General features: G+C 59.0%; 26 protein-coding genes. 15 read left to right on the top strand and 11 right to left on the bottom strand.

Annotation, left to right across the window (positions count from 1 at the left end; translation table 11 throughout):
- Window positions 1-131: 131 nt before the first annotated feature.
- A complete protein-coding gene (locus MRBLMR1_RS14355; RefSeq protein WP_148146062.1) occupies window positions 132-887 on the top strand; it encodes a ParA family protein in 756 nt (251 codons plus the stop codon).
- Window positions 888-930: 43 nt separating this feature from the next.
- Here the strand turns inward: MRBLMR1_RS14355 and xseA are convergent, their stop codons facing one another.
- Window positions 931-2,547: an exodeoxyribonuclease VII large subunit gene (gene xseA / locus MRBLMR1_RS14350; protein ID WP_183684923.1), complete on the bottom strand. Its 1,617-nt coding sequence runs from the start codon at window positions 2,545-2,547 to the stop codon at window positions 931-933.
- 155 nt (window positions 2,548-2,702) lie between these two features.
- Here xseA and MRBLMR1_RS14345 point away from each other — a divergent pair, with 155 nt between their 5' ends.
- Window positions 2,703-2,966, top strand: a complete 264-nt coding sequence (locus MRBLMR1_RS14345; RefSeq protein ID WP_148146064.1) for a spike base protein, RCAP_Rcc01079 family — start codon at window positions 2,703-2,705, stop codon at window positions 2,964-2,966.
- Between the two features lie 213 nt (window positions 2,967-3,179).
- On the top strand, window positions 3,180-3,404 hold the full coding sequence (locus tag MRBLMR1_RS14340; RefSeq protein WP_148146065.1) for a hypothetical protein: 225 nt from the start codon (window positions 3,180-3,182) through the stop codon (window positions 3,402-3,404).
- Between the two features lies 1 nt (window position 3,405).
- Here MRBLMR1_RS14340 and MRBLMR1_RS14335 read toward each other — a convergent pair whose 3' ends face one another.
- Entirely contained in the window at window positions 3,406-5,256 is a 1,851-nt protein-coding gene (locus MRBLMR1_RS14335) for a hypothetical protein (RefSeq protein ID WP_500065116.1), read from the bottom strand.
- Window positions 5,257-5,380: 124 nt separating this feature from the next.
- On the opposite strand from MRBLMR1_RS14335, the gene MRBLMR1_RS14330 reads away from it, so the two are divergent.
- On the top strand, window positions 5,381-6,439 hold the full coding sequence (locus MRBLMR1_RS14330; RefSeq protein ID WP_500065114.1) for a glycosyltransferase: 1,059 nt from the start codon (window positions 5,381-5,383) through the stop codon (window positions 6,437-6,439).
- Window positions 6,436-6,819: a GtrA family protein gene (locus MRBLMR1_RS14325; protein ID WP_148146067.1), complete on the top strand. Its 384-nt coding sequence runs from the start codon at window positions 6,436-6,438 to the stop codon at window positions 6,817-6,819. Before MRBLMR1_RS14330 ends, MRBLMR1_RS14325 begins: the two co-directional genes overlap by 4 nt.
- Here MRBLMR1_RS14325 and MRBLMR1_RS14320 read toward each other — a convergent pair.
- Entirely contained in the window at window positions 6,816-7,802 is a 987-nt protein-coding gene (locus MRBLMR1_RS14320; RefSeq protein WP_148146068.1) for a Gfo/Idh/MocA family protein, read from the bottom strand. The genes MRBLMR1_RS14325 and MRBLMR1_RS14320 overlap by 4 nt on opposite strands.
- Before the next feature lie 191 nt (window positions 7,803-7,993).
- On the opposite strand from MRBLMR1_RS14320, the gene MRBLMR1_RS14315 reads away from it, so the two are divergent.
- The 4 genes from MRBLMR1_RS14315 (at window position 7,994) to MRBLMR1_RS14300 (ending at window position 11,499) form a co-directional block, all read left to right on the top strand.
- Window positions 7,994-8,938 (top strand): aldo/keto reductase, encoded by a 945-nt coding sequence (locus MRBLMR1_RS14315; RefSeq protein WP_148146069.1) that lies wholly within the window; start codon window positions 7,994-7,996, stop codon window positions 8,936-8,938.
- Between the two features lie 119 nt (window positions 8,939-9,057).
- On the top strand, window positions 9,058-10,017 hold the full coding sequence (locus tag MRBLMR1_RS14310; protein ID WP_148146070.1) for an aldo/keto reductase: 960 nt from the start codon (window positions 9,058-9,060) through the stop codon (window positions 10,015-10,017).
- Window positions 10,018-10,076: 59 nt separating this feature from the next.
- Entirely contained in the window at window positions 10,077-11,072 is a 996-nt protein-coding gene (locus tag MRBLMR1_RS14305) for an aldo/keto reductase (protein ID WP_148146071.1), read from the top strand.
- Between the two features lie 67 nt (window positions 11,073-11,139).
- A complete protein-coding gene (locus MRBLMR1_RS14300; protein ID WP_148146072.1) occupies window positions 11,140-11,499 on the top strand; it encodes a nuclear transport factor 2 family protein in 360 nt (119 codons plus the stop codon).
- Between the two features lie 6 nt (window positions 11,500-11,505).
- On the opposite strand, the gene MRBLMR1_RS14295 is transcribed toward MRBLMR1_RS14300, so the two are convergent.
- The 7 genes from MRBLMR1_RS14295 to infC all read right to left on the bottom strand — a co-directional run bounded on the left by MRBLMR1_RS14295 (window position 11,506) and on the right by infC (window position 18,094).
- Entirely contained in the window at window positions 11,506-12,123 is a 618-nt protein-coding gene (locus MRBLMR1_RS14295) for a hypothetical protein (RefSeq protein WP_148146073.1), read from the bottom strand.
- Window positions 12,124-12,197: 74 nt separating this feature from the next.
- Window positions 12,198-14,633 carry a phenylalanine--tRNA ligase subunit beta gene (gene pheT / locus MRBLMR1_RS14290; protein WP_148146074.1) on the bottom strand — a complete coding sequence of 812 codons (2,436 nt, stop codon included), beginning with the start codon at window positions 14,631-14,633 and terminating at the stop codon, window positions 12,198-12,200.
- A gap of 16 nt (window positions 14,634-14,649) precedes the next feature.
- Window positions 14,650-15,732 (bottom strand): phenylalanine--tRNA ligase subunit alpha, encoded by a 1,083-nt coding sequence (gene pheS, locus MRBLMR1_RS14285; protein WP_148146075.1) that lies wholly within the window; start codon window positions 15,730-15,732, stop codon window positions 14,650-14,652.
- A gap of 22 nt (window positions 15,733-15,754) precedes the next feature.
- Window positions 15,755-16,579 (bottom strand): serine/threonine protein phosphatase, encoded by an 825-nt coding sequence (locus MRBLMR1_RS14280; RefSeq protein ID WP_183684922.1) that lies wholly within the window; start codon window positions 16,577-16,579, stop codon window positions 15,755-15,757.
- 120 nt (window positions 16,580-16,699) lie between these two features.
- Window positions 16,700-17,104 (bottom strand): 50S ribosomal protein L20, encoded by a 405-nt coding sequence (gene rplT / locus MRBLMR1_RS14275; RefSeq protein ID WP_148146077.1) that lies wholly within the window; start codon window positions 17,102-17,104, stop codon window positions 16,700-16,702.
- A gap of 40 nt (window positions 17,105-17,144) precedes the next feature.
- Entirely contained in the window at window positions 17,145-17,348 is a 204-nt protein-coding gene (gene rpmI / locus MRBLMR1_RS14270) for a 50S ribosomal protein L35 (RefSeq protein ID WP_112454548.1), read from the bottom strand.
- Between the two features lie 209 nt (window positions 17,349-17,557).
- The gene (gene infC / locus MRBLMR1_RS14265) at window positions 17,558-18,094 is read right to left on the bottom strand and encodes a translation initiation factor IF-3 (protein ID WP_148146078.1); all 537 of its coding nucleotides are present in this window, start codon (window positions 18,092-18,094) and stop codon (window positions 17,558-17,560) included.
- 182 nt (window positions 18,095-18,276) lie between these two features.
- On the opposite strand from infC, the gene MRBLMR1_RS14260 reads away from it, so the two are divergent.
- The 3 genes from MRBLMR1_RS14260 to MRBLMR1_RS14250 all read left to right on the top strand — a co-directional run bounded on the left by MRBLMR1_RS14260 (window position 18,277) and on the right by MRBLMR1_RS14250 (window position 21,531).
- Window positions 18,277-19,092 (top strand): alpha/beta fold hydrolase, encoded by an 816-nt coding sequence (locus MRBLMR1_RS14260; RefSeq protein WP_148146079.1) that lies wholly within the window; start codon window positions 18,277-18,279, stop codon window positions 19,090-19,092.
- A 120-nt stretch (window positions 19,093-19,212) separates the two neighbouring features.
- Window positions 19,213-19,827, top strand: coding sequence for a transglutaminase-like cysteine peptidase (locus MRBLMR1_RS14255; RefSeq protein ID WP_148146080.1), 615 nt, complete (start codon window positions 19,213-19,215; stop codon window positions 19,825-19,827).
- Window positions 19,828-19,968: 141 nt separating this feature from the next.
- Window positions 19,969-21,531, top strand: coding sequence for a histidine kinase dimerization/phosphoacceptor domain -containing protein (locus tag MRBLMR1_RS14250; RefSeq protein ID WP_148146081.1), 1,563 nt, complete (start codon window positions 19,969-19,971; stop codon window positions 21,529-21,531).
- Window positions 21,532-21,537: 6 nt separating this feature from the next.
- Here MRBLMR1_RS14250 and mbfA read toward each other — a convergent pair whose 3' ends face one another.
- Window positions 21,538-22,524, bottom strand: a complete 987-nt coding sequence (gene mbfA / locus MRBLMR1_RS14245) for an iron exporter MbfA (protein ID WP_148146082.1) — start codon at window positions 22,522-22,524, stop codon at window positions 21,538-21,540.
- A 251-nt stretch (window positions 22,525-22,775) separates the two neighbouring features.
- Here mbfA and MRBLMR1_RS14240 point away from each other — a divergent pair, with 251 nt between their 5' ends.
- From MRBLMR1_RS14240 to rpsU, 3 genes are all read left to right on the top strand, one after another.
- Window positions 22,776-23,882 carry a TRAP transporter substrate-binding protein gene (locus MRBLMR1_RS14240; protein WP_148146083.1) on the top strand — a complete coding sequence of 369 codons (1,107 nt, stop codon included), beginning with the start codon at window positions 22,776-22,778 and terminating at the stop codon, window positions 23,880-23,882.
- 172 nt (window positions 23,883-24,054) lie between these two features.
- The gene (locus tag MRBLMR1_RS14235) at window positions 24,055-25,158 is read left to right on the top strand and encodes a TRAP transporter substrate-binding protein (RefSeq protein WP_148146084.1); all 1,104 of its coding nucleotides are present in this window, start codon (window positions 24,055-24,057) and stop codon (window positions 25,156-25,158) included.
- Between the two features lie 345 nt (window positions 25,159-25,503).
- Window positions 25,504-25,740, top strand: a complete 237-nt coding sequence (gene rpsU / locus MRBLMR1_RS14230; RefSeq protein WP_148146085.1) for a 30S ribosomal protein S21 — start codon at window positions 25,504-25,506, stop codon at window positions 25,738-25,740.
- Window positions 25,741-25,742: the final 2 nt, after the last annotated feature.

Genomic DNA, 25,742 nt, shown 5'->3' with positions numbered 1-25,742 from the left:
GCGCTTCCTTCACCAGCGCGGCGCAAGCTTATTCGTCAAGCATCCGCAAATCATCACGACGGAAGCGGATAAGAACAGGCCAAGAAACATGGCTTTCCTCTGTGGTGTTCATATGAACCGGAGGGTTGTGAATGCCAGTGATTACATTTGCGAATACGAAAGGCGGCGCCGGCAAGACCACGATGGCGCTTGTTGTGGCCGGGGAGTTGGCAAAGCGAGGTTTTCGCGTTGCCATGCTGGACGCTGATCCGCAGCAGTGGGTTTCCCGCTGGATGGTGCGGATGGCGAAGGTGCCGAAATTCTCGATCATCGCCGATATCGACGCCGACAATATCGAAAAGACGATCAAGGACCTGAAGAAACGTAACGATTATGTGGTGGTGGACCTGCCCGGCGGCGTCACACCGTTGCTCGCCAAGGGGCTGGGGCTTTCCGACCACGTTTTCGTGCCGGTTCAGGGGTGCGCGCTCGATGCCGCGGGCGGCGCGCAGGTGCTCGACATCCTGAAGAAGCTCAAAAGCGAATGCGACATCCATATCGCGCATTCGGTGGCGCTTACCCGTGTCAGTTCCATCATCACCACACGGGCGCTTCTTGCCGTGAAAGGCATGCTGGCGCAACAGGGCGTCCATGTGCTGGCAACTCCGCTGATCGAACGCGCTGCCTATCGTGACATGTTCGATGCCGGTACCCTGATCGATGCGCTCGATCCGGAAGCCGTCAGCAATCTTGCCAAGGCTCAGGACAATGCACGCTTGCTGGTCGACGAGATCGCGCAGTTTGCTCCCGTCCCCGTCAAGGTTCCGAAAACTGCCAAATCGACAGCGACTGCCAAGGCAAAGGCGGAGACACCCCGCAAAACCGCGGCTGCCAAGAAAGCCGCCTGATCCTACCTAAATCGGCTGGAACGTCCCCTTCCAGCCAATCAATTCAGAAGAGACTGCCCTGCTTCGGCGGCCCAGATGCGACATCGGGCTTCGGCGCTTTCCGCTTCGGCGGAACTGCAGCCGGAGCCGCTTGTCCGGGATCGGCCGAACCCGATGCTTCACCAGCAACCGCAAGGACACGGCCATCGGCAAACTCGATCGAAATCGCGCTGCCTTCCGCAACATTTGCGGCGCGCGTCAGGGCGCGATCCGCGCTATCCCGCACCACCACATAACCGCGCTTGAGCACATTCTTGTAGGAGAGTGATTGGAGCACACGATCTTGCCCCATGAGCACCGAGCGGCTGCGGGACAAGGTGTGGGCAAGTGCCGTGTCAGCCTGACGGATCAGGGCGGCAAGATGCTGGCTCTCGCGCTGCAGGTGGCCGGCCAGACGGGCAGGCAATGATTTCAGCGAGGCGTCGATACGTGCAACCCGCCCCTTTTCGCTGAGGATCTGTCGCTCAACACAGCGATCCGCCCGCAGGAGCCGGTCGGTGAGAGCCTGCCGCTGCAGCACCAGCCGGTTGGTCAGCAGGTCAAGCCGCAAGCCGGACGAGGCACGCTCATAGGTACGGCGCTTGGCGATCGTCGTGCGTTCCAGCGAACGGCCCAAACCTGCTGCCGCCTCATCGAAACGCCGGCGGGGAAGCGCCAGCAACTGGTCGAGCGAGGGAAGTGCCCGCACAAGCGCGCGCAAGGACTGGCTGCGATGATCCATCTGCCGCGATGCGCTGCCGCGTAAACGCGCCGAAAGGTTTGCAAGCTGGGCATCAAGATCGGCCTTTACCGGCACCGCCATTTCGGCGGCCCCTGTCGGCGTCGGCGCGCGCACGTCTGCGGCATGATCGATCAGTGTCCAGTCGGTCTCATGGCCGACGGCTGAAATCAGCGGGATCGCACTCTCTGCTGCAGCCCGTACGACGATCTCGTCGTTGAAGCTCCAGAGGTCCTCAAGACTGCCACCGCCGCGGGCGACGATCAGCACATCCGGCCGCGGCATCGGATCACCGGGACGGACGGCATTGAAGCCACGGATGGCGGCTGCGACCTCCTCGCCCGAACCCTCACCCTGTACCTTGACCGGCCAGACGACGACATGGACGGGAAAACGGTCGGTAATGCGATGCAGGATGTCACGGATGACAGCGCCTGTCGGAGAGGTCACGACGCCAATGACACGCGGCAGATAGGGCAAGGGCCGCTTGCGTTCCTTGTCGAAAAGCCCTTCTGCTGCCAGCTTGCGGCGGCGTTCCTCCAGGAGCGCCATCAGCGCGCCGGCACCGGCGGGCTCCAGGTTCTCGATAACGATCTGGTATTTCGACGAGCCGGGGAAGGTCGTGACCTTGCCGGTGGCGATGACTTCCATGCCCTCTTCGGGGCGGAATTTCAGGCGGGAAAACGTGCCCTTCCAGACCACGGCATCGATGCGCGACCTGTCATCCTTGAGGCTGAAATAGGCATGGCCGGACGAGTGCGGCCCGCGATAACCGGAAATCTCGCCCCTGACGCGCACATGGTCGAAGGCATTCTCGACGGTTCGCTTGATCGAGCCGGAAAGCTCCGAGACCGAAAATTCAGTCAGATTGCTTTGTGCTTCGGGTGCGAACGTGCTGCTCATCTTTTTGTTCTAACCGATCGTCATAAGGATTTCATCCGCCGGCATGCGGATTGATGTGGACGAGATGGAGAGCGGCACCGATCCTTTTCCGTGCGTGCGTCCCCGGCCCGCGTGGCCGTGAGATAATCCGGGCAGTTCAAACCGGAGAAACTGCCATGACCGATCCTTTTGCCAATACCCAGCCTTCTCTTTCAAGCCCCGCCTCTGCCGGAGGTGCCGTTACACTCAGCGACACGGCCACGTTTTCGGTTCCCAGCCGTGCGCTTTACGTCGGCAGTGGCGGCGATCTTGCGGTGCGGATGCTCTCCGGCGACGACCTCTCGTTCACCGGCGTATCGTCCGGCAGCTTCCTGCCGATCCGCGTGGTCCAGGTGCATTCCACGGGCACGACAGCGGGCGCAATCGTCGCATTGTTCTAATATGCGAACCGGACAATAATGGAACCCGACCAATGCTGCCGCGTTGCGTCCATATGGAGGAACGGACTTAGGTCGGAGGACAAGCGACCTAAGTCTTAACAGTGATCGGTCAATCGTAGCTAAAAAAATGACCCGCCGTTAGGCATGATGCGAAAGCATTCTTTAGAGGGTCGTAAGATATACGATCTCCGACACACAGGAAGGAGATCCGCCGTGTTATTTCTAACGGCAACAACCATTGGCCTCTTGGCCGGCATGACACGCAGTCTCGCGTCTATAATCGCGGCTGCATTGCTTATTCCCGTTGTCTTTTTTGTTGCTGCCGTCTTTGGCGCAACGAGCATGCTTGGCTTGCTTATCGCTATACTCGGCTTCAACTTCGGTCTGATCAATCTGATCGTTGCGGCTGCGTTCATCCAGTCATTCCGTCACGCCTGACTTATTTCGGATCAGCTTCGTTAACGACAAAAAGCTGGAATCTGCCATCCGATCGGACCGGCGAGAGATAGGTCGGCAACTCGCCTCGCGCCAATGATGCGTAGAGGCCATCACGGTAAAGCTCGATAAGATTTTCGGTTTGCGGATCGTTTCTGCAGAATGCAAGTGCGGTTACGTCCGCATTTTTGAGCAGTGCGAGTGCATCATCCGGCTTTGCCATGCCAATGTGAAGTTCGGCCAGCATGCCACCCTGGTTGCGATGATAGGGAGCGGCCAGAACCCGATGCTGCGTAAACCTCAAAATACCCGCACCACGATTTGAAGGAGCGGCAATCATTCCCGGCGGAAGACCGCGAAGCGCCGCCATATCTTGGGCATCGCCGCATGTATTGTCTTCACCGGCGTTCTCCATAGCAAGAACGTCCATGCTTGTGGCGCCGATACCCTGTTTCAGGATGACGCCGCCCAGCCCCCAGACGACGGGGACGGATGCCAAGGTTGCTAGGACAAATCCAAGATTGATCGAAATACTCTTCGGATTGTCTCGCGCCTTTTTCTGAAGATCGGCAATCAGCAATGCGAGCGGCGGAATGCTCAGGAGATTTGCGAAAAGGCTGCCACGGATCTGGACCAGAGCAACCGCCCAGCTCGCAGAAACAAGCGCCAGAAACAGGAGATGCAGGCCACGATCGTCACCGCGCCAGATGCGTAAGGCACAGGCGAAGACAGCGAACAGTCCGACGACGTAAAAACCTGCAATGGTTTCCGGAAGCTGCTGCATCTGTGCGGTTATGGATTGCGCCTCGGTGACGTGATCCAGCCAGAGCTCAACCAGTATGGGATCAAGATTGGCGAGCGGACTGCCAAGGCATTGCGGCGCGATGAGCAGAGCCAATGCGCCAATAATCGTGCCTAGGACGAAGGACGCGGCGAGCCTGATACCCATCCCGGCGCGCGCCGGAAGGCAGGCAAGGCTGAAAAGCCCAGCCCCTCCCAGCGCGGAGAGGGAAAAGAAGCCGAGTGAAAGGTTATCGCAGGTGACGGCGGCGTATGCGCTTGGTGGGATTGTCGCAAAAAAGGCAGCCGTGATAGCAAGTGTGAGAGAAAGGCCGAATGCGCGCGCAGCGGAAGCAAATACGGCCCCTTGCCAAATCCAGCGGGCGGCGACGCAGACACATACAATGGCAACAAAAGGCGTGGTCTCCGCCCCTATGGCAATTGCCAGAGCAGTAGCGATCCCCGCGACCGCGTGGCCCAACGTATTTCCACGGCGATCTGCCAGAAGTGCAGTGATCCCGATTGCCAGAACAAGCTGGACATTGTGATGGTCAAGCGCGCCCGGACGGAACTTCATGCAGGTAAAGGCATAGAGTGCACCTAGGCCAAGCGCGATATGCATCACCCGTGGCCCATCGGTCGCTCCACCCAGGCGCCGACCAGCGAAACCGACGGCGAGCAGAAGCGGGCCAATGAGCAGAAGCGGCCAGACACTGGCCGCTACGCCTTCGGCCATCTCTACAGGCATGAACAGCGAAAACAGCTTGATAAGTCCGCCGATCGGAGCGTCGATGAAGCGGGACCAGTGCATCAAGGTGCCGCCGGAAAGGCCGAGACGGTACTGCATAAGGTCGAACCAGCCCTGGCCACCAAGCCAGTCGCGAACTTCAACCAATCGCATGACATCGTCATTGTCGGGGCCGATCAGATCCTTTGCTTTCGGCAGGGAGATAAGTGCGACGGCGCCGGCAGTCATCAGCCAATAAAGTGCGACTGCAGGAAAAAGCCGGGACAGAACGGAGGCTGAAGCAGGCACGGCATGCTGCCGGGACGTCTCATCTGTCGTCGTGTTCATCATTCACACTTGTTTTGAGCAGTTAAGTAAGTCCCGCAACCTAAACTTAACCTTCCCAAGAAATAGTAAAGCAGACAGGGCAGGCCGTATCTGCACTGGATTTTCCGCGTACAGAGTGAAAATCATGAAAGATACTTCTGCCGGTGATCATGCCAGCGCACATGCCGGCATTTTGGCGGGCTCCATTTCCGGTGATCTGTCGATTGCAGTCCTGATCCCCTGCTATAACGAGGCATCGACGATCAGAGATGTCGTGCATGGCTTTCGGGAGGTTCTCCCGACTGCGCGCGTTTACGTCTACGACAACAATTCCACCGATGGCACCGCGCTCAAAGCAATGCTGGCCGGCGCCGAGGTGATGCGCGAACGCCGCCAGGGCAAGGGCCATGTGGTGCGCCGCATGTTTGCCGATATCGAGGCCGACCTCTACATCATGGCGGATGGCGACGGCACCTATTCGCCGAAGGATGCCGAAGAACTGATCCGTATCCTGCTCACAGAACGCGCCGACATGGTCGTCGGCACGCGCCGCGGCGTGCATGCGGATGCCGGGCGCCAGGGCCATGCCGCCGGAAACCGGCTGTTCAACATTCTCTATCGCGCCATTTTCGGCCGCGACTTCACCGATATTTTCTCCGGCTACCGCGCTTTTTCCCGCCGCTTCGTCAAAAGCTTTCCGGCCGTTTCCGGCGGCTTCGAGATCGAAACGGAAATGTCGGTTCATGCATCTCGGCTGAAACTGCCGGTCACCGAGATCGAACTCGATTACGGGCGGCGTCCGGAAGGCTCGCATTCCAAGCTTTCGACCTATCGGGATGGCGGAAAGATCCTCTGGATGTTCGCAATGCTGATGAAGGAAACGCGGCCCTTCGCCTTTTTCGGTGCGATCAGCTCTGTCTTTATGGCAATGAGCCTGATCTTCATGACACCGGTCCTGATTTCCTATTTCGAAACGGGACTTGTCGAGCGCATGCCGACCTGGGTCTTCTCGCTGGTTCTGATGGTATTGTCGTCGCTGATGTTCACCGCAGGACTCATTCTCGATTCCGTTTCACGGGCGCGTGCCGAACAGTTGCGCATCCACTACATGAGCCTGCCGCTGCAGAGCCGGACCAACTCAACACCAATCAACGAAACCTTCGTCGAGACGTCGGCTCAACGGGGCGGCAAGAGCGCGGCATGAGGCGGATGGCCTGGTTTCTGTTTGCGGGTGGAATCGGCTTCCTGATCGATGTCGGCGTCAACCACCTGCTGTTGACCTATACGCCGATCGGGCCGTTCCTGTCGCGCATACCGGCGATCATGGCCGCCATGAGCTTTACCTGGTTCGTCAACCGCAACCGCACTTTCGACCCCTCCCCCCACTCTCTCGCGGTGGAGGGAATTCGCTACTGGACTGTCGGCATCACGTCAGCGCTGATCAATTACGCGATCTATTCCGCCCTGATCGCCCGCGCGCCGATCCAGCCGGCGGTCGCGATCGTTTTCGCGTCTGCGGCTGCGACGGTCTACAGTTTCTTCGGTTATTCCCGCTTCGTGTTTCGCCACAAAAACCAGGGTTAGACTGTCTCCCAGCCATCGTGTTCGCCGGCGCGATAGATCGCGTCGATGAAACGCTGGTTCTTCACGGAGCTCTCCAGCGTAACGATTTCAGAGGCTTCGCCCGCAGCAGCCTTGGCAAAGGCTTCCGTCTGGCGGCGATATTGCCGGCTGTCGGGAAAACGGAAGACCTGCGAGACATTGTGCTTCTGGTTGTTCAGTTCGATCTCTTCCGCGCCATAACGATCCGCGTTGAAGGGCGACTTCACCTCGATAAACCCTTCCGTCCCGTGGAAGACCATGACCTGCCGGTTCGCCATCTGGGTAGCGATGTAGAAGCTCAGTTCGAAACCACCGAAATCGGCCTTGACGCTTGAATAGATGTCGGTGCCGAAATCCGGGTCACGGCGCACGACGGCCTGGACGCGCCGGGGCTCTTCGCCGGTGGCGAAGCGGGTAACGATCGTCGGATAAACGCCGATATCCGGCAGCGCACCGCCGCCGAGTTCGGGGATATTGCGCATGTTTCCAGCATCGCGGTTGAAATAGCTGAAAGCGCCCTGGACATGTTTCAGCTCACCGATCGCGCCGTCCTTCAACAGTTCCCGCACCTTGTGCCAGACCGGCGCGTAGGTAACCATGAAGGCTTCCGATACAATAACCTTGTTGCGGTCGCGCGCTTCGATCAGGGCATCCAGTTCCGAAGCCTTAAGCGCCAGAGGCTTTTCGACAAGAACATGCTTGCCGGCATTGGCGGCCTTGATCGACCATTCGACGTGCTGGCTGGTCGGCAGCGGAATATAGACGGCATCGATCACGTCGGAGGCGAGCATCTCTTCGTAGGAACCGAAGGCATGCGGTACGCCGAAACGATCGGCCAGCGCCCTTGCCTTTGTCACATCACGACTGGCGACCGCGGTGATCACCGCATTCTCGGCATCCTGTATCGCCGGCATAACGGCATCTCTTGCAATCTTGGCCGTCGACAAAATCCCGAAACGCAGCATGACACTCTCCCTTTGCACATGTTTGCGCCAGCTTAGGGTGGCGACGGGAGAGGTTCAATGCGCGCTTTTGGCTTTCTTGAAAAATGAACCCGAGGCGCAAAATAATGGATTGCGGCCTCACCGTTTGCGGGACTAACCTCCAACTCCCCACCGCTGACGATCTCAAAATCAAAAATAGCTGGAGATATCCCATGGAGTTGCGCAAACTCGGCCGGACCGGTCTTTCCATTTCCCCTGTCGTGTTTGGCGGCAACGTGTTCGGCTGGACCGCCGACGAGAAAACTTCGTTCGATCTGCTCGACCGCTTCTTCGAAGCAGGCTTCAACACGATCGATACGGCGGATGTCTATTCGAAATGGGTCGATGGTCATTCCGGCGGCGAAAGCGAGACGGTGATCGGCAAATGGCTGAAGCGCGGCACGGTTGCCCGCGACAAGGCGATTGTCGTCACCAAGGTTGGCCATCCTTCGATGGATGACCGAAAACTCAAGGCAAGCTGGATCGTCGAGGCCGTCGACAATTCGCTGAAGCGCCTGAAGACCGACTATATCGACCTCTATCTCTCGCATTTCCCGGATGACGAGACGCCGCATGAAGAGACGCTCGGCGCCTATGCGAAGCTTAAGGAACAGGGCAAGATCCGCGCCATCGGCTGCTCCAATTACAGCGCCGAACAGCTGAAGGCCTCGCTCGACGCCGCCGCGAAAGATGGCCTGCCGCGCTACGACGTGCTGCAGCCGGAATATAATCTCTACACCCGCGAAAAATTCGAGGGTGAGCTTGCCGATCTCTGCATCGCCGAGGACATCGGCGTGATCAGCTATTACGCGCTTGCTGCCGGATTCCTTACCGGCAAGTATCGCAAGCCGGAAGACGCAACGGGCAGCGCCCGCGGCTATCGCATTCCGGACTACCTGAACGACAAGGGCACAAAGGTGCTGGCGGCACTCGATCAAGTCGCGTCCGAGACCGGTGAAAGCCTGGCGACGATCGCAATCGCCTGGGTCGCGGCACGCCCGGGCATTACCGCACCGATTGCCAGCGCTACCAGCCTCAGGCAGCTCGACGCGATCATCGCAGCCGGCAAGCTGACATTGACCGACGCCCAGATGAAGCTGCTCAACGACGCGGCCTGAAAAGGACGGCTAACATCATCGTGACCATCTACGCAGTGCGAAGGTCACATCGCGTCCCTAGATCAAGAGAACCGGCGCTCGCCGGTTCTTAAATCCTGAAATAGATATTGGAGATTATCATGGATCTGCGCGTACTTGGCCGGACAGGCCTTTCCATTTCGCCCGTCGTTTTCGGCGGTAACGTCTTCGGATGGACGGCAGACGAGAAAACCTCCTTCGACCTTCTCGACAAGTTCTTCGATGCCGGTTTCGACACGATCGATACCGCCGATTGCTATTCCGGCTGGGTTCCGGGCAATGCCGGCGGCGAATCCGAAACGATCATCGGTAAATGGCTGAAGCAATCCGGCCGCGCACGCGACAAGGCCGTGATCATCACCAAGGTCGGCTCGACACCACAGGGCAGCGCCATGGAAAAAGGCCTTGCCGGCGCACGTATCATCGATGCGATCGAAAGCTCGCTGAAGCGCCTGCAGACCGACTATATCGACCTTTACCTCTCGCATTGGCCGGACCCGCAGACGCCGCATGAAGAGACGCTCGCCGCCTTCGCCAAGCTGAAGCAACAGGGCAAGATCCGCGCCATCGGCTGCTCGAATTTCAACGCCGAGCAGCTCAAGGCCTCGTTCGAGGCTGCGGAAAAGGCCGGCCTGCCGCGTTATGACGTGCTGGAGCCGGAATATAATCTCTACGATCGCTCAGGCTTCGACGGGCCGCTGGCGGATCTTTGCAACGCGCAGGATATCGGCGTAATCACCTATTTCAGCCTGGCATCCGGCTTCCTCACCGGCAAATACAAGAGCAAGGCCGAAGCCGAGGCGAATAAAAACCGGGGCGGCATGGTGGCGCGGTATTTCGACGAGCGCGGCACGCAGATCCTCGCCGCGCTGGATGAAGTGGCCGCGGAAACCCATTCGCAGCCGGCATCGGTGGCGCTTGCGTGGATTGCCCAGCGGCCCGGCGTGACGGCGCCGATCGCCAGCGCTACCAGCGCCCGCCAGCTCGACACGCTGATTGCAGCGGGTAATCTCAAACTGACCGGCAACCAGATGGCGCTGCTCAACGACGCAAGCGCCTGAGCCCATAACAGGCGGGCCATGCAACCGGCCCGCCTTGCCTTCCAGGATCGGAGACAATCATGCAGACGCGCAAACTGGGAAAAGCCCTTACCGTTTCGGCCATCGGCCTCGGCTGTATGGGCATGAGCCACGCCTATGGCGGGCAGGACGAGGCAACGTCGATCAGGACGCTGCAGCGCGCCGTCGAGATCGGCGTGACCTTTTTCGACACCGCCGAAGTCTATGGCCCCTTCGTCAATGAGGAACTAGTCGGCAAAGCGCTGAAGCCCTATCGGGATCACGTCGTCATCGCCACCAAGTTCGGCTTCAAGATCGATCCGACAAAAAGCGATTCCGCTGCCATGTCCGGCCTCGACAGCCGGCCTGAACATGTGCGCGACGTGGCGGAAGCTTCGCTCAAACGCCTTGGCGTCGATGTCATAGACCTCTTCTATCAGCACCGTGTCGATCCCGACGTTCCGATCGAGGATACCGTCGGCGCAATGGCGGATCTGGTGAAGGAAGGCAAGGTGAAGGCGCTTGGTCTTTCCGAGGCAAGCGCCGAGATCATCCGCCGGGCGCATGCCGTGCATCCGATCTCCGCGTTGCAGAGCGAATATTCGCTCTGGACCCGTGATCCGGAAGGCGACATCCTCGATACCTGCTGCGAGCTCGGCATCGGTTTCGTACCCTTCAGCCCGCTGGGCCGCGGTTTTCTTACCGGCAAGATCCAGAGCACGGCCGATTTCGGCGAGGGGGACCTGCGCGCCAAGTTGCCGCGCTTCGAGGCCAACAACATGGCGGCCAATCTGGCGCTGGTGAAGCTGGTGGAGGAGATGGCGGCACAGAAGGGTGTGACCGCCGCGCAGCTGGCGCTTGCCTGGGTTCTCGCGAAGGGTGATTTCATCGTGCCGATCCCGGGTGCCCGAAAGATCCCCAACATGGAGCAGAACGCCGCTGCGGCCGACGTGACGCTGAGCGCCGAAGAGGTGACCAAGCTCGACGAGATGCTGTCGCCCGAAAAGATTGCCGGCGCGCGCTATGGCACGGGTGCGGCATGGACGCCGAAGCGCTGACATCTCACAACGCAACATTGCTCCCGCTTGCGGCTTTGCTATAGTCGCGGGTGGGAGGATTTCAGCGATGTCGGAAGAACAATCAGTCGAATCCGTCGTGCATCTCTATGTTGACGGCATGGCGCTCGCCCATGCGGGCGCGCTCAGAAAAGCCTTTCATCCGAATGCCTCGATCATCGGCAATTATCAGGGCAAGGTCGAGTGGATGTCACTCAACGAGTTCATCGATGCCGTGGCATCAGAAGGCCCGACGGTTGCCGGCTCACAGCCGCTGATCCAGATTGAGGCGATCGACGTGACCGGCGATGCCGCAACCGTCAAGGTGGTCGATGAATTCGCCGGAATGCGGTTTTCGGACTATCTGTCCCTCCTCAAGGTCGAGGGCCGCTGGATGATCGTCAACAAGCTCTATCACCTGCATTCCTAGGCCGCCTCAGCGCTGCAGCTCTGGAAACGCCACATACCATTCGGCATGGCTGCCGTCGTGATTGGCCATGCCGGGTTTGGTCAGGACACCGCGCGGCACGACATAGCTTGAAATCCGCCTCGCTGGTCGCTCATGCCACTGGATGTTGAATGTCCATAGTTTCGGAAAGAAGCACAGCGAGGCATAAGGCAGGTGGTCATGGATCCACCAGGCGAGCCGCTGCCAATCCTCCTGGCGATCATGAGTATCAACCAGCCACGGCACGACCACACAGGCCGTCGCGCCCATGCAGTCGTGGGCGTCACGCATGTCCCAGATATGGTCGGCGGCGGTCGCGGCATTGGTTGAGCAATTGAGCTTGTTCAGGTTACCGAACTCGTTGACCGCGCGTGAGCGATAACCGGAGCGGATATGCAGCCGGCCGAATGTCGCCTGCAGTGGCTCCAGAAGCTCTTCGCAGAGACGGCTTCCGGCTTCGATCGCGAGGTCCGGATCATCGGGGATATTTGGAATGCGGTAGAAATCGGCGATTTCGGAATGGAGGAAATCGCGGAAGAAGAAATTCTTCGACAGCCGCGCACGGCCGAGGTCTTCCAGACCTTTCATCGAATTCGGCTTGCGCATTCTCGCTCCAAAAGAAAAAAGCCTGCCCCGTTAGGAGCAGGCTAATCTTTCATCGAAACTCACGCCACCCGAAATCAGGCGCGCAGAACACCGCCCGTGGTCTTTTCGACATTAGCGACGATCTTGCCGGTCAAGGCTTCGAAATCCTCGTCCGTAAGGGTCTTGTCGACCGGCTGGATGAGAACCTCGATTGCGATCGACTTCTTGCCTTCGCCAAGCGAGACGCCTTCGAAGACGTCGAAGACGTTGACGCCGGTGATCAGCTTGCGATCGGCACTGGTTGCCGCCTTGACTATGGCGCCGGCTTCCACCTGCGAGCCGACCACAAAGGCGAAGTCACGTTTCACCACCTGGAACGGAGAAAGCTCGAGGCCCGGCTTGGTGCGGGTCGCCTTCTTCTTTGGTTCCGGCATGGCGTCGAGATAAATCTCGAAGCCTGCCAGAGCGCCGGAGACATCAAGCGCCGCCAGCGTCTTCGGATGGAATTCGCCGAACGTGCCGAGTATGACCTTGGGACCCATCTTGATCGTGCCCGAACGGCCCGGATGATACCAGGAAGGACCGCCCTGTTCGATCTGGACATTGCCCATCGGCAGGCCGCAGGCCTCGATCACGGCCAGTGCATCGGCCTTGGCGTCGTAAACGTCGACCGGCTTGCCGCCGCCCTTCGTTGCATTCGACCACATGCGGCCGGCGCCGTTGATCGAAGCTGTGCCGCGGCGGATGCCACCAGCGACGCGACGCTGGCCTTCCGGCGTGTCGTTCTCGTAGGTACCCGAGACTTCGAAGATCGCCACATCGCCATAACCCTTGTCGGCATTGCGCTGGGCAGCGGTCAGCAGACCGGGCAGAAGCGACGGGCGCATGTCGGACATGTCGGCTGCGATCGGATTGGCAAGCTTCAGTGCCGACGAACCACCGCCGAAGAGCTTGGCCTGATCTTCCGGGATGAAGGACCAGGTGACGGCTTCCAGCATGCCGCGCGAGGCAAGCGCGCGCTTGGCCGTGCGGGTGCGGATCTGCAGCGTGGTCAGGATCTTGCCGTTGACCGTGCCGAGATTTTCCAGCGGCTCCGGCTTGATGTTGTCGACGCCATGGATGCGCATGACTTCTTCGACGAGATCGGCCTTGCCATCGACATCCGGACGCCAGGACGGAACCTTGACGGAAACCGTTTCGCCGGAGCCTTCGACAGTGAAGCCGAGGCGGGTGAGGATTTCGCGGCTTTCATCGGTCGAAACCTCAAGGCCAGTCAGGCGCTTCACTTCCGAGAAGGGGAAATTGACGGTCTTCGTCTCATACTCGTTGTAGCCGACGATCTTTTCCTTGGCGGGCGTGCCGCCACACAGGTCAAGAACCAGCTGCGTCGTGCGGTCGAGGCCAGGAACCATATATTCCGGATCGACACCGCGTTCGAAACGGTAACGTGCATCGGTGATGATGCCGAGCGTACGGCCGGATTTTGCTATGTTGATCGGGTCCCACAGAGCACTTTCGATCAGCACGTCGACGGTATTTTCGTCACAGCCGGAATGTTCGCCACCCATGATGCCGCCAATCGACTCGACGCCATTGTCATCGACGATGACGACGTTGTTCGGGCCGAGCTTGTATTCGCGCGTATCGAGGGCCAACACCGTTTCGCCTTCCTTGGCGCGCCGGACGGTCAGATCGCCCTTGACCTTGGCGGCGTCGAAGACGTGCATCGGGCGCCCTTGGTCGAAAGTCATGTAATTGGTGATGTCGACCAGCGCGTTGATCGGGCGAAGGCCGATTGCCTTCAAACGGGTCTGCATCCAAGCCGGGCTCGGGCCGTTCTTGACGCCGCGCACGAGGCGCAGGCTGAAGCCCGGGCAAAGCTTTTCATCGTCGAGATCGATGGTCAGGCCGACCGTGGTCTCACCTTCCAGCTTCAGAGCCGGAGCAGAGGCAACCTTGAGCGTGCCGAGACCGGAGGCTGCCAGATCGCGGGCAATGCCGTAGATCGAGGTGCAGTCCGGACGGTTCGGCGTCAGGTTGATCTCGATGATCGGATCGTCGAGACCGGCATAGGCAGCGAATGACAAGCCGACCGGCGCATTTTCGGGGAGGTCGATGATGCCGTTATGCTCATCCGACATGTTGAGTTCCTTCTCGGAACACATCATGCCGTGGCTTTCGACGCCGCGGATCTTGCCGATGCCAAGCGTCACGTCGAGGCCGGGAACATAGTCGCCCGGACGCGCCAAGGCCCCGATGAGGCCGGCGCGGGCATTCGGCGCGCCGCAAACGATCTGCAGCGGCTTGCCGCCGTTGACGTCAGGACCCGCATCGACGGAAAGAACCCTGAGGCGGTCAGCCTCGGGATGCTGTTCGGCCGTCAGGATTTTCGCGATGACGAAAGGCTTGTAGGCCGCCTTGTCATCGACATCCTCGACTTCGAGGCCGATCGCCGTTAGGCGCTCGCAGATCTGGTCGAGAGTTGCGTCGGTCTCAAGATGATCCTTGAGCCAGGAAAGCGTAAATTTCATGATCTTATCCCTTCCGTTACTGGCTCAGACCGCCGAACAGGGTCGGCATGTCGAGCGGGCGGAAGCCGTAATGGTTCATCCAGCGAACATCGGCGTTGAAGAAGTCACGCAGGTCCGGCATGCCGTATTTCAGCATGGCGATGCGGTCGAGGCCCATGCCCCAGGCAAAACCCTGGTATTCGTCGGGATCGAGCCCGCCGGAGCGCAGCACGTTCGGGTGGACCATGCCGCAGCCCAGAATTTCCATCCAGTCGGTGCCTTCACCGAACTTGACGATCGGGCCGGAGCGGTCGCACTGGATATCGACTTCGAAGGACGGTTCCGTGAAGGGGAAGAAGGACGGGCGGAAACGCATCGTCACCGACGGCACCTCGAAGAAGGTCTTGCAGAATTCTTCGAGCACCCAGCGCATGTTGCCGACATTCGACTTCCTGTCGATGACGAGGCCTTCAACCTGATGGAACATCGGCGAATGGGTGGCGTCACTGTCCTGGCGATAGGTCTTGCCCGGAATAACGATACGGATCGGCGGATCCTGCGCTTCCATGGTGCGGACCTGAACCGGCGAGGTATGGGTGCGCAGAACCTTGCGCTCGCCCTTTTCATCCGCTTGGAAGAAGAAGGTATCGTGCATTTCGCGGGCCGGGTGACCTTCGGGGAAATTCAGCGCGGTGAAGTTATAATAGTCGGTTTCGACATCCGGGCCTTCGGCGATCGAGAAACCCATGTCGGCGAAGACGGCGGTGATTTCGTCGATGATCTGGCTGATCGGATGGATGCGGCCGCGTTCGGCCGGCGAAGAACGGACCGGCAGCGACACGTCGAGCGTCTCGGCCTTCAGGCGCGCATCGATCGCAGCGTCCTTCAGCACGGTCTTGCGCTCAGCAATCGCCTCGGTGATCTCGTTCTTCAGCGCGTTGATCGCCGCACCGCGGGTCTGGCGCTCTTCCGGCGTCATCGAGCCCAAGGTCTTCAGGAGTTCGGAAACCGAACCCTTCTTGCCCAGGGCCGAGACACGGACAGCCTCGATTGCCGCTTCGTCGCCCGCGCCGGCGATCTCGGCCAGGAGCGCGCTCTTCAATGTTTCGAGTTCGGTCATCTTTTCCTGCTTTGCGGCAAATTCAGCCGTTGAACATCGTTGTCAGATAGGTGGTAGCCAGGATGAATTGCCGCAAATCTCTACCCATGTGAAATCGGCCAATCAACCGGGCAAGCCATAAAAAGCGGCCCATGGAACGGGTGATTTCGCGAAGTTCGGCGATTGCCGCCCTCGGGGCAGCCGCAGCCCATGCCGCATAAGCGCGATCCTGCGTTTTCCGGCGCTCCGTCGCTCTTTCGCTCAGTTGCAGAAAGAGCAGCCACAAATCGCGCGCCTGCGCCGTTTCCATCGGCATGACGGCTTCCGGCTCTTCCTCGAAATCGATGAAACCAAGGCGGTCACCCCTGATGAACATGTCCCGCGGATAGGGCCGCCCGTGACAGAGCCCGACGCCGTGCAGCCTTCCAAGTTCACTGGCACAGAAGACGAGAAGTTCGTCATGTGCCGCCGGATCGTCATTCCGCAGAAACTTCAACCGTTGCTGCACCGTCGGAGCAATATCGCTCAGAACGATGGCGCTGCCGGAAGAATAAATGACGGCAGCAGTCGGCACGCCGGCGTGCGAGTACTTCGCAATTCTGCGCAGGTCGCGTTGCACCATTCCTTCAGCCGTCTCGGCAGGGGACGGTCGCATGAAGGGAAGCCGAAACACGCGCGCAACAGCATTTTGAACCGCAACGATAGCGCGCCTGCCCTTGTCGCCGTGCCGCTTGATCCAGACCGTGCCACAACTGAGCGTCACCGCCTGTACCCGCCTTGCATCGGAAACCAGTGCAGCAAGCAAGGTTGCCGCGTCTTCCGACGGCAGCGACGGTCCGTTCTTTATGTCAACGACATCATTTGGCACCGCAGCGCTCCTGAATACCGTGATTGGTCCGTCTCATCGAAATATGAAACGGCAGAAAACAAAAGACCCGCGCCAGCAGAGCCGCGCGGGTCTTTTACAAAAGTAGAGACGAACGCGGGCTTACTTGACCGCGGCTTCGAACTCGTTGGCGTTGCCGGTGTTCTTCAGATAGGCCAGAGCCTTCTTGGAAGCTTCAACCAGTGCGCCGAATGCTGCCGGCTCATGGATAGCCATGTCGGACAGAACCTTGCGGTCGACTTCGATGCCAGCCTTGTTCAGGCCGTCGATGAAGCGGCCGTAGGTCAGGCCGGATTCGCGAACAGCAGCGTTGATGCGCTGGATCCACAGAGCGCGGAAGTTGCGCTTCTTGACGCGACGGTCGCGGGTTGCAAACTGACGCGAACGGTCAACAGCAGCCTTTGCGGCGCGAATGGTATTCTTGCGGCGGCCGTAGAAGCCCTTGGCTGCCTTGAGGGTCTTGGTGTGCTTGGCGCGGGAAGTTACGCCACGTTTTACGCGTGCCATGTCATGATCTCCTTAAACGTTTCCAAATAGCCTGAAAGTCTCAGAGACCGTTGGGCAGGTAGTTCTTGATGACCTTCTTGCCATCAGGCTCAGCGAGGACCATCGTGCCGCGTGCGTCGCGGATGAACTTGTTGGAACGCTTGATCATGCCGTGGCGCTTGCCGGCGGCAGCTGCAACGACCTTGCCAGTTGCGGTGACTTTGAACCGCTTCTTGGCAGACGATTTCGTCTTCATCTTGGGCATTTTGCTACTCCATTCTTGTATCGAAGCCGACTGAAGAGGTCTGCTTCAAGCATTTAGAACGGCCACGGCATGCCCTGCCGGACCGTTCGGACGCGCGCTTATAACCGCAGTCGGTCAAAAGCGCAATGGGGGAAATCCTCCAGTGCGACCGGCCAGAGACCGGCATTCCCGCCACCTTGCGGCTTCCTCGAGGCGGGTCGGCACGGCGCTTATTTCGGCGCCAGTACCATCATCATCTGACGACCTTCAAGCTTGGGCTCAGCCTCAACCTTGGCGATCTCCAGCGTATCTTCCTTGACCTGCAGCAGAAGCTTCATGCCGAGTTCCTGGTGAGCCATTTCGCGGCCACGGAACTTCAGCGTCACCTTTACCTTGTCGCCTTCTTCAAAGAAGCGGTTCATCGCCTTCATCTTCACGTCATAGTCATGCGTGTCGATGTTGGGGCGCATCTTGATTTCTTTGACTTCGACGATCTTCTGCTTCTTGCGCGCTTCGGCCGCCTTCTTCTGGTTCGCGTATTTCAGCTTGCCGAGGTCGAGGATCTTGCACACCGGCGGATCATTGTTCGGCGAGATTTCTACGAGGTCCAGTCCTGCTTCCTCGGCCATCTTGAGGGCCTGGTCGGTGGGTACTGCACCGAGATTCACGCCTTCGGCATCGATAAGCTGGACCTTGGGAACGCGAATTTCCCGATTGGAGCGCGGGCCTTCCTTGACGGGGGCATCGGCTTTGAATGGTCTGCGAATGGTCGTATTCTCCTAGATCGTTTTCGGGCACAGGCAACGACGAAATTCGCGCGCGGCCGGGAGCCGAGCGGAATGTCGTGATTACCGAGTGGATGTCAATAGCATGACGGCGCGAAAAAATCACCTCCTGACAACCGCTTTAGTTCTGATTTATAGCTCCCGTCATTCGCAGGAGTAAGACTATGAGCAAGATCACCGCCACCGGAACTGCCACCACTACTGTCGGAACGGGATCGGATGCCCGCGAGATCGCGATCATCTACCGCGCCGCCACGGCGACAACCGAAAAACCTGCGCTTGTCTGGCTGGGCGGCTATCGCTCCGATATGACAGGCACCAAGGCTGTCGTGCTCGATGCGCTGGCCGAGAGACTTGGCGCGGCCTGCATCCGTTTCGACTATTCCGGCCACGGCGCATCAGGTGGCGAGTTCCGCGACGGGACGATCTCGCGCTGGCTGGAAGAAACGATCGCGGTGATCGATGCAGCCGCACCAAAGAGCGTCATCCTTGTCGGTTCTTCGATGGGCGGATGGGTTGCGCTGCGACTGATCCAGGAACTGAGAAAGCGTACAGAAGGCCCGAAGATCGACGGAACGGTGCTGATCGCGCCGGCGCCGGATTTCACCAGTGAGCTGATCGAGCCCAAGCTGACGGACAAGGAGCGACAGTCTCTGGCAGAGCTAGGCTATTTCGAGGAACATTCGCAATACAGCCCGGAACCGAACATCTACACCCGCGCCCTGATGGAGGACGGGCAAAAGAACCGCGTGCTCTCCGGCATTATCGATACCGGTTGCCCGGTGCATATCCTGCAAGGGATGGCGGACCCGGACGTGCCCTATCAGCATGCACTGAAACTGATGGAATTCCTGCCCGCCGACGATGTCACTCTGACGTTGATCCGTGACGGCGATCATCGCCTGTCACGGCCGCAGGATCTGCAAAAAATGGAAGCGGCGGTGAGCGCCCTAATAATCGATGATGAAAAATTGGGCTGAGACGGAAAAGCCGCAGTCTTAACCATATTCGCAAAGAGCTTCACCTTAACAAAAGCTGAACAATTGACTCTGACCCTTAAGACCTCTTAACTTTTTGTTAGGAATTTAAGGGACGGGTCAATGAATTTAGCCCTGAAGGTGCGGCATGTAGCCGTGATCCTCGCTTGCGTGCTTGCTTCTGCCGGCGCTGCAATACCAGCACCACAAGCTCCGATGGCTATGGTTACGGGTGCTGTGACGTCGCAGCCGATCGGACATTACGAATTCTGTCAGCGCCTGCCGGCAGAGTGCAACGTCAAAAGCCGGTCAGCGCCTGCCGCACGCATGGACGACCATGCCTGGAACGTCGTTCGCGACGTCAACCGCGCAGTCAACACCCGCTATATTGCCCGTACCGATCTCGAAGCCTATGGCGTCGAGGAATATTGGACCTATCCGACCGTCTTTGCAGATTGTGAGGACTATGCCCTGCAGAAGCGCAAGGAACTGGCCCAGCTCGGTTTCGCCCTTTCCGATCTCCTGATCACCGTCGTGCGCAAGCCTGATGGCGAAGGCCATGCCGTGTTGACCCTGCGCACCACCGATGGCGATTTCATCCTCGACAATCTCGACAACGATGTTCTTGCCTGGAACCAGACGCCCTACACGTTCCTCAAGCGCCAAGCGACGTTCAATACCGGGCGCTGGGTGACGATCGAAAACGGTCGCGACCTGCTTGTCGGTGCCTTGCGGTAAAAAGAATCTCAGACATAAGTCATTAAGCATACAACCCGCCCTGCTTGCAGCGGCGGGTTGTTCTCTCTACTCTTTCGGGAATCAGAAGGTCGCGCCGCCGCCTGTCCGGCAGAGCGGATTTTTCTGCGATGGAGGCCTGTGGTGCGTAACGAACGGTTGACAGGCTTGATGCGCCCCCATGGTTCCGCCCGACCCACCCTGCCGCTCTGGCTTGCCGGTGTCCTGACAGCCGTCGTTTTGGGTTTCGGCGCTCTTACCGTTTACGAGAATTACAACAATGCCCTTCGCGAAGGCGAAGCGCGCGCAGTTTCATCCGCGCATGTGGTTGCCGCCCATATGGAATGGATGATGGAGGCCAGCGATCTTGCGCTTCGCCGCATCGAGGCGGCGATCAGCGGGCGCCCGATCGACAGTTCCACTGAGCTGATCCTCGATCTGGAACGGGCCGTGGGCGAGCTGCCGGTCGGCTTCGAATATGCCATTCTCGATCAGGACGGCCAGACCCGTTTTTCCAGCGCGCCGGACAATACGCTGCCGAACCACGCCGAGCGCGCCTATTTCAAACGCCTGAAGGAAGGCGAAGCGCTCACATTCAGCCGACTGCTCGATAACGAACAGGCGGGAAAGCCGGCCTTCATCATTGCCAGGCGGATCGGCAGCGATTTCCTCGGCGTTGCCTCGATCACCATCCCGAACGACAATCTCGACCGGTTCTGGTCGTCTATGAATCTTGGACCAAACTCAACGATCTCGGTCATTCGTGACGATGGCTGGCTGGTCGCACGACGCCCCTTGGCCCTCAAGCCGATCAACCTGAGCACGACCGAATGGTATCCACTGACCCGCGAGAAGGCGAGCGGCTTCCACCACAATCCGGTGTCGCAGATCGACGGCTTTGCGCGGATCGTCGCCTTCTGGAAGGTGCAGGACTGGCCGTTGATCGCGCTTGCGGCGATCGAACGGCAGGAAGTGCTCGATCAGTTCTGGCGCAATCTGTTCGGTGATGCGCTGTTTGTCGTGCCCATGATGGCGATCCTGGTGGGCGCCTCTTTCTGGATCTATGCACTGCTCTACCGCACGGCTGCACGCAATGAACAGCTGGAGCAGGCGGCCGAGCGCAATCGTTTCCTGCTGCGCGAAATCCATCACCGAGTGAAGAACAATCTACAGGCCGTGCTGGCACTTGTGCGGCTGCAGCGGCTGCCGCAGGAAGTGCGGGACGACATGGCGCGGCGGATTAGTGCGATGATCGCCGTGCATGAGCAGATCTACAACACCGACCAGTTCGAAGAGATTGAAGTCGCGCCCTATGCGACGCGGCTGATTTCAGACATCGCGTCGGGCTATGACATGCCAGTGAAACTCGATCTCGATCTTGCGCCGATCGCGCTCGACCGGGACCTTGCCCTGCCGCTCGGCATGATCATCAACGAGGTGGTTTCCAACGCCTTCAAATATGCCTTTGCCGGTCGCAGTGAAGGCAAGCTCAGCGTACGCCTGTTTCAGGAGGCGGGCATGCTGAAGCTTGTCATTCGTGACGACGGGCCGGGGATCGCGGAGGATGCCCGCACGACCGGCATGGGCACGAAGCTGATTTCAAGCTTCGTGCGCCAGCTGGGCGGGCAATCCGAAATCCACAATGACAGAGGCGCGGTGTTCACGCTGACCGTGCCGACGACGGAAGAGGCAGCGGAAGCTGCCTGAACCGACCTATCCGGCATTGCCGATGAAGATACCGGCAGCCAGAACCAGAGAACCACCGAACACGACCTGGAAGACGGCGCGCATGAACGGCGTCTCCATGTAGCGGTTCTGGATGAAGGCGATCGCCCAAAGCTCAAAGAAAACTACGATGGCGGCAACGATGGTTGCAGTCCAGAAATGCGGGATCAGATAGGGCAGCGCATGGCCAAGACCGCCGAGCGCCGTCATGATGCCGGAAGCCAGACCGCGCTTGACGGGCGATCCGCGACCGGAAATCTTGCCGTCGTCATGCGCGGCCTCGGTAAAGCCCATCGAGATGCCGGCGCCGACAGAGGCCGAGAGGCCGATCAGGAAGGTTGACCAGGTATCGCCGGTAGCAAAGGCTGCCGCAAAGATCGGCGCGAGCGTCGAGACCGATCCATCCATCAGGCCCGCAAGGCCAGGCTGGACGTAAGTCAGGATGAACTGGCGGCGAGCGTTTTGGTCCTCATCGCTTTTCGCCTCTTCAGAAACATGCTTTTCCGTCAGCATGCGGGCGATATCCTCGTGGCCTTCCTCGGCCAGCGCCAGATCGCCAAGCAGTTGCCGAGTCGAAGCGTCGGAGACACGCTTGGCTGCCTCGCGATAGAAGCGAGCCGCCTGCTGCTCCATCGCTTCTGCTTCCGCTCTCGCAGTTTCCAGCGGCAGGTTCTTGCGCAGCCAATCGGGCTTGCGTGCATAAAATCCCTGAACGTGTTCGCGGCGGATGAGCGGAATGCGCTCGCCGAAACGGGTGCGAAAAATCTCGATCAGCGAGTTCTTATGGGTCTGCTCGACCTCTGCCATGTCTTCGAACACTTTGGCCGAGGCAGGATATTGTTGCCTCAAGCCATCGGCATAGCCGAGATAGATACTGGCATCCTCTTCTTCGGAGGCAATCGCCAGCGCGAGGATTTCTTCTTCAGACAATGATGAAAATGACCGGCGGGAGGACGGCAGAAGGCGGGTAAACATCGAAAACTCCACTTAGAATAATTCTAAACTAAGCCCTTGGCCGAAAAATTGCAAGCCGACTTGCAACTCGATCGATGAGCATGCTCGCGATGGTAAAACGACTGCCTTTCGCAATTTATGAAAAGCAATGCTGCAGTGCAGCGTAATATTTGAAAAATACTTCTTGCCGGGCATGAAACAAACGGCTTATGAGCGATTTGGCACGCATGGATATCAGGGCGCGCCAAAGCATCTGGGAGGCTTTCTTTTTCATGAACCGCAGACATTTCTTCCGTCAAGCCGCTACAGCCGGGGCTGGTGCCGTCGCCGCAACCGCGCTCGCCGCTCCTGCCATTGCCCAGGAGAGCCCGAAAATCACCTGGCGCATGACGTCTTCCTTTACCAAGAACACAGACATTCTCTGGGCTGCCAGCACCGATATCGCCGCCAGCGTAAAGGAAGCTTCGGACGGCAACTTTACCATCAACACTTTTGCGGCCGGTGAAATCGTGCCCGGGCTGCAGGCGGCCGATGCGGTTTCCAGCGGCACCGTCGAGATGGCGCATACCTGCTCTTACTATTACATCGGCAAGGATCCGACCTTCGCGCTCGGTACCGCCGTGCCCTTCGGTCTCAATGCCCGCCAGACCAATTCGTGGTTCTCGATCGGCGGCGGCAACGAGTTGCTTAACGAATTCCTCGCCGGCTACGGTCTCTATGCTCTTCCGGCCGGCAATACCGGCGCACAGATGGGCGGCTGGTACCGCAAGGAAATCAACACGGTTGCGGACCTGAACGGCTTGAAGATGCGGATTGCCGGTCTCGCCGGCCAGGTGATGTCGAAGCTCGGCGTTACTCCGCAGCAGATTGCCGGCGGCGACGTTTATGCCGCACTCGAAAAGGGCACGATCGACGCTACCGAATTCGTCGGTCCCTATGACGACCAGAAGCTCGGCTTCGTCAAAGTCGCCAAATATTACTACTATCCGGCATGGTGGGAGGGAGGACCTGCTGTTCACGCCTTCTTCAATCTGGAAAAGTTCAACGCCCTGCCGAAAAGCTACCAGCGCATCCTGAAAGACGCCTGCGCCAACGCCAACCAGAACATGCTGGCCCGTTACGATGCGCATAATGCAAAGGCGCTGCGCCAGCTGGTTGCGGAAGGTGCGGTGCTGAAGCCGTTCACCCAAGAAATCCTCGAAGCCAGCTACAAGGCGGCACAGGAAGTCTATGCCGACCTGAACGCAAAGAACGCCGCCTTCAAGAAGATCTATGACAGCCAGCAGGCCTTCAAGAAGGATGGTTATCTGTGGAACCAGATCGCCGAATACAGCTATGACGCCTTCATGATGACACAGCAGCGCAAGGGAACGCTGTAAGTTCTCCGACATGATCGAAACTCGAAGCCCGGCGCACGTCCGGGCTTCTTCGCATTTACGAAAAACAAGAAATCATCGGTTATGACGCGGCTCGGCTTGTTCTTGCCAAATCAATGCGCTTAACACGAGGCCTACAACCACAGACGCGCGCTGGCGCGGGAGGATGAATTCGATGGATCGCAGGCATTTCTTCAAAAAGGCGACGGCGGCAGGCATCGGCGCGGCAGCGGCGACGACACTGGCGGCACCGGCAATTGCCCAGGAACAGCCAAAGATCACCTGGCGCATGACGTCCTCCTTCCCGAAGAGCCTCGACATCATCTTCGGCGCCGGCAACGAGCTTGCCCAGATCGTTCGCGATGCAACCGACGGCAATTTCAACATCCAGACCTATGCAGCCGGCGAACTGGTGCCCGGCCTTCAGGCCGCCGATGCGGTGGCCAACGGCACGGTCGAGATGGCGCATACCTGCTCCTACTATTATATCGGCCAGGATCCGGCCTTTGCGCTTGGAACCGCCATTCCCTTCGGCCTCAACGCCCGCATGACCAATGCCTGGTTTGCCAATGGCGGCAACGACCTGATCAACGAATTCCTGGCACCCCGCGGTCTCTACGCCCTGCCTGCCGGCAATAGCGGCACGCAGATGGGCGGCTGGTTCCGCAAGGAAATCGTCACCATCGACGATCTCAAGGGCCTGAAGATGCGCATTGCCGGGCTTGCCGGCCAGGTGATGACGAAGGTCGGCGTGACGCCGCAGCAGATTGCCGGCGGCGACGTTTATGCCGCGCTCGAAAAGGGCACGATCGACGCTACCGAATTCGTCGGTCCCTATGACGACCAGAAGCTCGGCTTCGTCAAGGTCGCCAAATATTACTACTATCCGGCATGGTGGGAGGGAGGACCTGCGATGCATGCCTTCTTCAACCTGGAGAAATTCAACGCGCTGCCGAAGAGCTACCAGGCCATCCTGAAGACCGCCTGCGCTTCGGCCAATACCAGCATGCTTGCCAATTACGACGCGCATAACGCCGTCGCGTTGCGCAAGCTCGTGGCCGAAGGCGCGGTTTTGAAGCCGTTCAGCAAGGAGATCATGGAAACATGCTTCAAGGCGGCAATGGAAGTCTATGCCGACCTTTCTGCAAAAAGCCCTGCCTTCAAGAAGATCTATGACCATCAGCAGGTGTTCAAGAAGGATTCCTATCTCTGGGCGCAGGTGGCAGAATACAGCTATGATACGTTCATGATGATGCAGCAGCGAAACGGCGCTCTCTGAACTTTCCAGGACATGGATGCAAAAGCCCGGAGCATGCCTCCGGGCTTTTGCATTTGCGGCAAGCGCCCATTCGGCCGCGGAATTAATTCCTCGATTTCATTGATTTTTCCGCGCGGCAACCCATATGATGCATATCGAAATCTCAATCGGATGCACGATGAAGCGCGTTTTTGTGCGCTCAGACACACGTGAATGCCGATGGATGCCATCAGCCTCTCCTGACCGCGGATGTACCGGCAGCGAGATTTGGTCTATGGTCCTGGAAAGGTCGGGCAAGCCCGGCCTTTTTTGTTTGGCCACCGAGAATATCGGGTACGGCACTGTTTAGATCGGAAGGGATATAATTTGCAGGTTCTTGTCAGAGATAACAACGTCGATCAGGCTCTGCGCGTCTTGAAGAAGAAGATGCAGCGCGAAGGTGTGTTTCGCGAAATGAAGGCGCGCAGCTCGTACGAGAAGCCGTCGGAAAAGCGTGTGCGCGAAAAGGCCGAGGCGGTTCGTCGTTATCGCAAGCTGGCCCGCAAGAAGATGCAGCGCGAGGGATTGCTCCCTGCTCCCAAGAAGGTTGCGCGTACGCGCTAATT

Source organism: Neorhizobium sp. LMR1-1-1.1, from assembly GCF_040675795.1.
Classification (GTDB): Bacteria; Pseudomonadota; Alphaproteobacteria; order Rhizobiales; family Rhizobiaceae; genus Neorhizobium; species Neorhizobium cellulosilyticum.
The sequence above is the reverse complement of the archived record's forward strand: the minus strand, read 5'-3'. Positions and strand labels throughout refer to the sequence as shown.

What these genes read in the sequence shown, in the direction of transcription:
- MRBLMR1_RS14355 (WP_148146062.1), top strand. Translation starts at nt 132, where the DNA reads ATGCCAGTGATTACATTTGCGAATACGAAAGGCGGCGCCGGCAAGACC.
- xseA (WP_183684923.1), bottom strand. Translation starts at nt 2,547, where the DNA reads ATGAGCAGCACGTTCGCACCCGAAGCACAAAGCAATCTGACTGAATTT.
- MRBLMR1_RS14345 (WP_148146064.1), top strand. Translation starts at nt 2,703, where the DNA reads ATGACCGATCCTTTTGCCAATACCCAGCCTTCTCTTTCAAGCCCCGCC.
- MRBLMR1_RS14335 (WP_500065116.1), bottom strand. Translation starts at nt 5,256, where the DNA reads ATGAACACGACGACAGATGAGACGTCCCGGCAGCATGCCGTGCCTGCT.
- MRBLMR1_RS14330 (WP_500065114.1), top strand. Translation starts at nt 5,381, where the DNA reads ATGAAAGATACTTCTGCCGGTGATCATGCCAGCGCACATGCCGGCATT.
- MRBLMR1_RS14325 (WP_148146067.1), top strand. Translation starts at nt 6,436, where the DNA reads ATGAGGCGGATGGCCTGGTTTCTGTTTGCGGGTGGAATCGGCTTCCTG.
- MRBLMR1_RS14320 (WP_148146068.1), bottom strand. Translation starts at nt 7,802, where the DNA reads ATGCTGCGTTTCGGGATTTTGTCGACGGCCAAGATTGCAAGAGATGCC.
- MRBLMR1_RS14315 (WP_148146069.1), top strand. Translation starts at nt 7,994, where the DNA reads ATGGAGTTGCGCAAACTCGGCCGGACCGGTCTTTCCATTTCCCCTGTC.
- MRBLMR1_RS14310 (WP_148146070.1), top strand. Translation starts at nt 9,058, where the DNA reads ATGGATCTGCGCGTACTTGGCCGGACAGGCCTTTCCATTTCGCCCGTC.
- MRBLMR1_RS14305 (WP_148146071.1), top strand. Translation starts at nt 10,077, where the DNA reads ATGCAGACGCGCAAACTGGGAAAAGCCCTTACCGTTTCGGCCATCGGC.
- MRBLMR1_RS14300 (WP_148146072.1), top strand. Translation starts at nt 11,140, where the DNA reads ATGTCGGAAGAACAATCAGTCGAATCCGTCGTGCATCTCTATGTTGAC.
- MRBLMR1_RS14295 (WP_148146073.1), bottom strand. Translation starts at nt 12,123, where the DNA reads ATGCGCAAGCCGAATTCGATGAAAGGTCTGGAAGACCTCGGCCGTGCG.
- pheT (WP_148146074.1), bottom strand. Translation starts at nt 14,633, where the DNA reads ATGAAATTTACGCTTTCCTGGCTCAAGGATCATCTTGAGACCGACGCA.
- pheS (WP_148146075.1), bottom strand. Translation starts at nt 15,732, where the DNA reads ATGACCGAACTCGAAACATTGAAGAGCGCGCTCCTGGCCGAGATCGCC.
- rplT (WP_148146077.1), bottom strand. Translation starts at nt 17,104, where the DNA reads ATGGCACGCGTAAAACGTGGCGTAACTTCCCGCGCCAAGCACACCAAG.
- rpmI (WP_112454548.1), bottom strand. Translation starts at nt 17,348, where the DNA reads ATGCCCAAGATGAAGACGAAATCGTCTGCCAAGAAGCGGTTCAAAGTC.
- MRBLMR1_RS14260 (WP_148146079.1), top strand. Translation starts at nt 18,277, where the DNA reads ATGAGCAAGATCACCGCCACCGGAACTGCCACCACTACTGTCGGAACG.
- MRBLMR1_RS14255 (WP_148146080.1), top strand. Translation starts at nt 19,213, where the DNA reads ATGAATTTAGCCCTGAAGGTGCGGCATGTAGCCGTGATCCTCGCTTGC.
- mbfA (WP_148146082.1), bottom strand. Translation starts at nt 22,524, where the DNA reads ATGTTTACCCGCCTTCTGCCGTCCTCCCGCCGGTCATTTTCATCATTG.
- MRBLMR1_RS14240 (WP_148146083.1), top strand. Translation starts at nt 22,776, where the DNA reads ATGAACCGCAGACATTTCTTCCGTCAAGCCGCTACAGCCGGGGCTGGT.
- MRBLMR1_RS14235 (WP_148146084.1), top strand. Translation starts at nt 24,055, where the DNA reads ATGGATCGCAGGCATTTCTTCAAAAAGGCGACGGCGGCAGGCATCGGC.